The sequence below is a fragment of the Stieleria sp. genome (assembly GCF_041595215.1).
GTDB classification, from domain to species: Bacteria; Planctomycetota; Planctomycetia; order Pirellulales; family Pirellulaceae; genus Stieleria; species Stieleria magnilauensis.
Window position 1 is genome coordinate 1 of the sequence record NZ_JBFHKV010000498.1, and the last position, 5,959, is coordinate 5,959.

Annotated in this window: 5 protein-coding genes; all 5 read left to right on the forward strand. The window is 58.9% G+C overall.

The genetic code is table 11. From position 1 onward, the window contains the following. The coding region (locus ABX749_RS18700; RefSeq protein ID WP_372897296.1) for a M28 family peptidase at positions 1 to 1,729 on the forward strand (1,729 nt) is incomplete at its 5' end. 216 nt (positions 1,730 to 1,945) lie between these two features. Beyond that, a complete protein-coding gene (locus ABX749_RS18705) occupies positions 1,946 to 2,584 on the forward strand; it encodes an OmpH family outer membrane protein (protein WP_372897297.1) in 639 nt (212 codons plus the stop codon). Positions 2,585 to 2,727: 143 nt separating this feature from the next. Further along, entirely contained in the window at positions 2,728 to 3,630 is a 903-nt protein-coding gene (lpxC, locus tag ABX749_RS18710; protein ID WP_145218906.1) for a UDP-3-O-acyl-N-acetylglucosamine deacetylase, read from the forward strand. A gap of 154 nt (positions 3,631 to 3,784) precedes the next feature. Beyond that, entirely contained in the window at positions 3,785 to 4,597 is an 813-nt protein-coding gene (gene lpxA / locus ABX749_RS18715; protein ID WP_145218904.1) for an acyl-ACP--UDP-N-acetylglucosamine O-acyltransferase, read from the forward strand. Beyond that, complete coding sequence (locus tag ABX749_RS18720) at positions 4,594 to 5,679, forward strand: Gfo/Idh/MocA family protein (protein WP_145218902.1); 1,086 nt, start codon at positions 4,594 to 4,596, stop codon at positions 5,677 to 5,679. The genes lpxA and ABX749_RS18720 overlap by 4 nt, the downstream gene beginning before the upstream one ends. Positions 5,680 to 5,959 lie beyond the last annotated feature (280 nt).

The following is a 5,959-nucleotide window of genomic DNA, read 5'->3' on the forward strand; positions in this document are numbered from 1 at the left end:
CCGCAATGAGTCGGGCAATGTTTGCCGGATTCAGATCGCCGATCAGCCGGTCGTCGACGCCGGACTGGGCGAAGGGTTTGGGCCGCTGGGGATCGGAAGCGACAAGCATTCCGTTTCGGCCCCCGTCGTGTTTGCGGGATACGGAATCACCTCGGAAACACATGACTACGACGACTATCAATCGATCGATGCGCGCGGCTCGATCGTGATGCTGTTGCGGAAAGAACCCGGCGCCAGCGATCCGGACAGTCCCTTTGATGGGGTCAAAAACACGCGCCACGCCTACTTTGCCACCAAGGTGCTCAACGCGATCGAGCACGGCGCCGTCGCTGTTCTGATCGTCAACGATCCCGACAGCACGCGTGAAGCGGTGCAAAAGGTTCAAAATCGGATCGACCAGGAACAGCGCCGCAAGGAAGGCTTGGTCGAGATGCTGTCCAATCTGCCGCAACAAGCGGTCAAGAACCGCGCCGCGACGGCTGAGAAAATCGCCGGCACCGAGCGAATGATCGCGGCGATGCAGGCCGAGCTTGAGTCAGCTCGCCGCGGCGTCCTGGGAATCGCGGACGCCGGCACGAAGTCCAAGCAGAGCGAAAAGATCCCCGTCGCTTCGATCGCGCGCGATCTGGCCGACCGGATGTTGCGTGCCGGTGCCGATGCGTCGCTGGAAGAACTCGAAACGCAAATCAATCAGACCTTTCGCCCGGCCAGCCGAGCATTGGATTCGGTCACGGTCTCACTGTCGGTTGATCTGAAGCCGGCGATTGCGGTCAGCGACAACGTGATCGGCCGGCTGCCCGGCAAAGGTTTGCTAGCGAATCAGACCCTTGTGATTGGGGCGCATTACGACCACGTCGGCATGGGCGGATTTGCGTCGATGGCTCCGGGGACGATCGCGGTCCACAACGGGGCCGACGACAACGCCAGCGGAACGGCAACGATGTTGGCTTGCGGAGCGGAATTGAAGCGTCGGCTCGAAGGAGTGGACTCGCATCGCACGATCCTATTGATCGGGTTTACCGGCGAGGAGCGTGGGTTGTTGGGCAGCCAGCGATATGTCGAAGCCCCGGTGCGACCGATCGAAAACACGACCACGATGATCAACTTGGACATGGTCGGCCGGCTTCGCGACAACGAGTTGACGGTGTACGGAACGGGGTCGGCCAGCGAACTGGAACGCGTCGTCGACACGGTCAATCGAGAATTCCAATTCAATCTGTTCAAGGTGGCCAGCGGGTATGGCCCCAGTGATCACCAGTCGTTTTACCGGGTCGGCGTTCCCGTGCTGTTTTTCTTTACGGGGCTGCACAACGATTATCATCGCCCTTCTGACGATTTCGACAAAATCGATTTTGGGAACCTAACCCGTGTAACCGATATGGTCAGTGGTGTGGCATTCCGCCTGGCGGTGCTCCCCCAACGGCCCATTTATGCCGAGACCGATCCGAAGGTTCAGATTCGTCGTCAAATGACAGCGTACCTGGGCATTCGAATTTCGGAGCAAAACGGCGTGGTGAAAATCACCGAGGTGACCGATGGGAGTCCGGCATCGAAAGCGGGATTGCAGATCGACGACCAAATTCAGCGTATCGGCCGGCAGGCGATTCGCACCTCGGGTGACGTTTTGTCCTGGGTGCGGGCGCACGAACCGGGCGACAGCTTCGAAATCGAAGTCCGTCGAAATGCAAGCACCGTGACGTTGCGTGGAAAGCTTGAAAAACGCTCCTAGAAATGGCGTGATCAATCTTTACGTGGCTCAGGGCGATTGCCACAATCGGAAAACAGTGAACAAAAGCCGGAGCGATTTCGGCACGTCAGCGAATGAGTGATTTGGTACAGGCAACGGATGTCTGCGTCGAGCCATTCCGAGCGAATCGATACCGTAACACGATTCGTTTCAACGCTGAGACAAAGGACTGCGACTCAATACGCAAGGAGAGCGAAAGTGCGAACCGTTCGCCATCAAGTCTGTGGAATTGCCATCGGATTGGCAACTGTGTTGGCCCCGTGTCTGATGACCGGTACTGCGTCTGCACAGGATTCGGCTCCTCACCGCGTTGCGGTCGTGGACGTCGCGTACATCTTTAAAAATCACCCGGGCATCAAAACCCAGGTGGCGAACGTCGAAGGCGATCTGAAGGCCTACGATGCAGAGCTGAAACAAAAGCGTGAACAGCTGCAGAACACCGCTGCAAAGCTGAAGACGCTGTCGCCGGGTTCGCCCGAGTACGCTCAATTGGAAGAGCAACTCGCGAGCATGGATTCGAAGCTTCGTCTGGACATGGCTCGCAAACGCAAAGAGCTGGCCGATGCCGAAGCCAAGATCTACTATGACAACTACCAACAGATCGCCGCCGGCGTGAAGTTCCTGGCCAATCATTACAAGATCAACTTGGTGCTTCGTTACAACAGCGAAGAAATGAATCAGGCTCAAGGCGAATCGGTCATCCGCGGCGTGATGAAAAACATCGTTTACCACGATGCCGCCTTGGACATGACCCCGGGCGTCATGCAGTACCTGGACAAGGTGATCAAAGCAGATCCGGCGATCGCCGGCCGCAACGGCACCTCGCAACGCCAGTAGGCAGCGGGTCACGCCGAAAGGCAATGAGCCACGTCAGGGGCAATGGCGTCGGCTCGGCTATTACACGAAACGGCGGACAGCGATGTCCGTCGTTTTTATTTTCCTGTTTAAAAAAGTGGCTTGGTTCGGCAGGGAGGCACGCCGTGAAGTTATCACGCAACCAGCATTCGATCGCGTCGTCTTGCCGGCTGACCGGTCGAGGTTATTGGACGGCCAAGGAAGTCGAAGTCGCCATCCATCCGGCCCCGGTGAACACGGGCGTCATGCTTGTCCGCACCGATTTGCCCGGCCATCCCTCGTGCCCGGCCCACGTCAGCCAACGGACCGACGCCCAACTGAGAACAAACGTTGCCCAGGGTGACGCCCAGTTCGAAATGATCGAACACTTGATGGCGGCACTCTACGCGATGGAAATCGACAACTGCATCGTCGAAATCAACGGCTGCGAACTGCCGGGCCTGGACGGCAGCAGCAAACCCTTTATCGACGCGTTGGCGACCGCCGGATTGGTCATCCAAGCCGGTGAGCGACGCCGCTTGGTGATCGACCAAGTGATCACGCTGCGTGAAGGTTCCTCCTGGATCTCCGCGGCACCGGTTCCGACTGGCGTCAGCCATTTCGGATACCAGTTGGTCTTTGACCAGGAAGGCGAGATCCCCAACCAATGTTACGGCTTTGCCTGCACACCGACGCGTTTCAGCCGCGATGTTGCACCGGCGCGAACGTTCGTGACCGAAAGCCAAGCCAAGGCGTTGCACGCCCGCGGCGTCGCCCAACATGTTTCCTACGAAGACTTGTTGGTCTTCGGCGCCGACGGCCCGATCGACAACACCACCCGCTTCAAGAATGAATGCGCCCGCCACAAGGCGTTGGACCTGGTCGGTGACCTGGCCTTGGTTGGAATTGAATTGGTCGGCAAGTTCATCTCCTATCGCGGCGGCCATCGCCTGAACGGCCGGATGGCCCAAGCGCTGCATGACCTGGCTGTGCAATCACAGTCCCGCAGCCAAGTCGGATGCTTCAGTGATCGACGCCATGCGGCCTGAAACGCGGTGCGAAAAACTTTCTATCGGTGGACGAAAAAACAGCCTGATTCCTCTCGATCCAGAAGACCGACATTCGCTACGTTCCCAATGATCCGCGATTTGATTTCGCTTTCAGATCGCAACTTCCTTTATCAATTATCCATATTGGTTTGCCATGAGTGTTGTCATCGCTCAAACAGCCGTCGTTGATCCGCGAGCTCAGCTAGGTAACGGCGTTCGAATCGGCCATTTTTCTGTGATCGGGCCGCATGCGAAAATCGGCGACGGCACGCTCATCGAAGAACACGTCGTCATCACCGGACACTCGTCGATCGGCGAAGACAACCACATCTTCCAAGGCACTGTGATCGGGGCCCATCCCCAAGACACCAGCTACAAAGACTCGCCGACAAAAGTTGTGATCGGTGACAACAACGTGTTCCGCGAACATTGCACCGTCAACCGTGCGACGGAAAAGGAAGACGGCGTGACCGAGATCGGCCACGACAATTATTTCATGGCCGGCACCCACGTCGCCCACGACTGCAAAGTCGGTGACCGGATCGTGATCGCCAACAACGGCATGTTGGGCGGTCACGTGCGAGTCGGAAACGATGTCACCATCGCCGGTGGCGTCGGCGTGTCACACTTCGCCAGCGTCGGACAACTGAGCTTCGTCAGCGCGATGAGCCGCGTGCTGCACGACGTCCCGCCTTACACGATCGTCGACGGCCAACCGACCAAACCGCGAGCGGTCAACACGATCGGCTTGAAACGACACGGTTACACCACCGAGGACATTGCGGTGCTGACCCAGGCCTTCAAGTTGTTGTATCGGGCACGCGTCGGCGTCGACAAGGCTCGTGAGATCGTTTATTCGCAAGGCCCGATCCGGCCCGTCATCAAACACCTTTTTGATTGTGTCGATCGTTCGTGCAACGGACGCCACGGCCGCGGTCAAGACCAACGGAGCAAGAAAGCAGCATGACACGTTTGCGCGTAGCCGTCATCGGCGCCGGACATCTGGGACGAATCCATTCCAAGCTTCTCGGCAGCGTCGATGGTGCCCAACTGGTCGCGATCAGCGATCCGATCGAGGCGGCCCGGAACAACGCGGCACAACTTTTTGACGTGCCGACGTTTGCCGACTACCGCGACTGCATCGACCAAATCGATGCCGCCATCATCGCCGCACCCACCGATGCGCACGCCGAGATCGCAACGGATCTGTTGAAGGCCGGCAAGCACCTGCTGGTCGAAAAACCGCTGGCGACGACCGCCGCCGACGCCGACAAATTGGCGATGCTCGCCGCGTCACGACGGCTGACCCTGCAAGTCGGCCATGTGGAACGATTCAATCCGGCGTTCACCGCGCTGGGAGACATCGGTGTCGATGTGAAATACGTCGAAGCCGTCCGCGCCTCACGCTTTCCCGGTCGCTGCCTGGACGTCGGCGTCGTGATGGACCTGATGATCCATGACATCGATCTGGTTTGCTCGATGACCGACGCTGCCATCGCCGACGTCTCCGCCAGCGGGATCGCCGTCGTCAGCGATCACGAAGACCTGGCGGAAGCTCGCCTTGAATTCGCCTGCGGACTGGTCGCGAACTTGAAAGCGTCGCGGGTCAGCCCCGCACCGGCCCGTCAAATGCAAGTCTATGGCGGTGGCGGATTCGCTGAAATCGATTTCTCCGGTCCCGCCTTGCACGCCGTGCGGCCGAGCGAGTCGCTGGTCGATCGCGATTTCGACCTGGACGAAGCGACCGACAACCCACTCGGCTATGCCGACACCTTGTTCACCGACCATCTGCAGTTGGAAACCAAGCAGCTGGAATCGCGGAATGCGATTCTGGACGAACTGCACGACTTCGTGATCAGCATCCAGTCGGGGATCTCGCCGACGGTCAGCGGACTGGCCGGCGCCCGAGCCGTCACGATCGCCGAAAAGATTCTCGACGCGATCGCCCGCCGGGCCTGGTACGCCGAAGCCGCCCCGTCGGAAATCGGCCCCCTGGCAAGCATCCGACGACGCATCGAAACGCCCCACCGCTTCCGAAAAGCGGCCTGAAAAGTGGCGTAAGCTTCCAAAGTGGCGTAAGCTTCCAGCTTGCGACCCCCACAAGCTTTAGCTTGCCCCCAGGATACTTTACTAACGGCTGCAAGCTAAAGCTTTCAGGGGGAGGCAAGCAAGATGCTTACCCCACTAGAGCAGCGCGATCGCTTTGTGGATGGCCTTGGACGTTGCCGCACAGGCTTCGTCGTTGTCCAGCTTGTTGAGGGCTTGATTGAAGGATTCGGCGCGAACCGGGCCGTCATAACCGACGTCGATCAGCGCCTGCAGGAAAGAC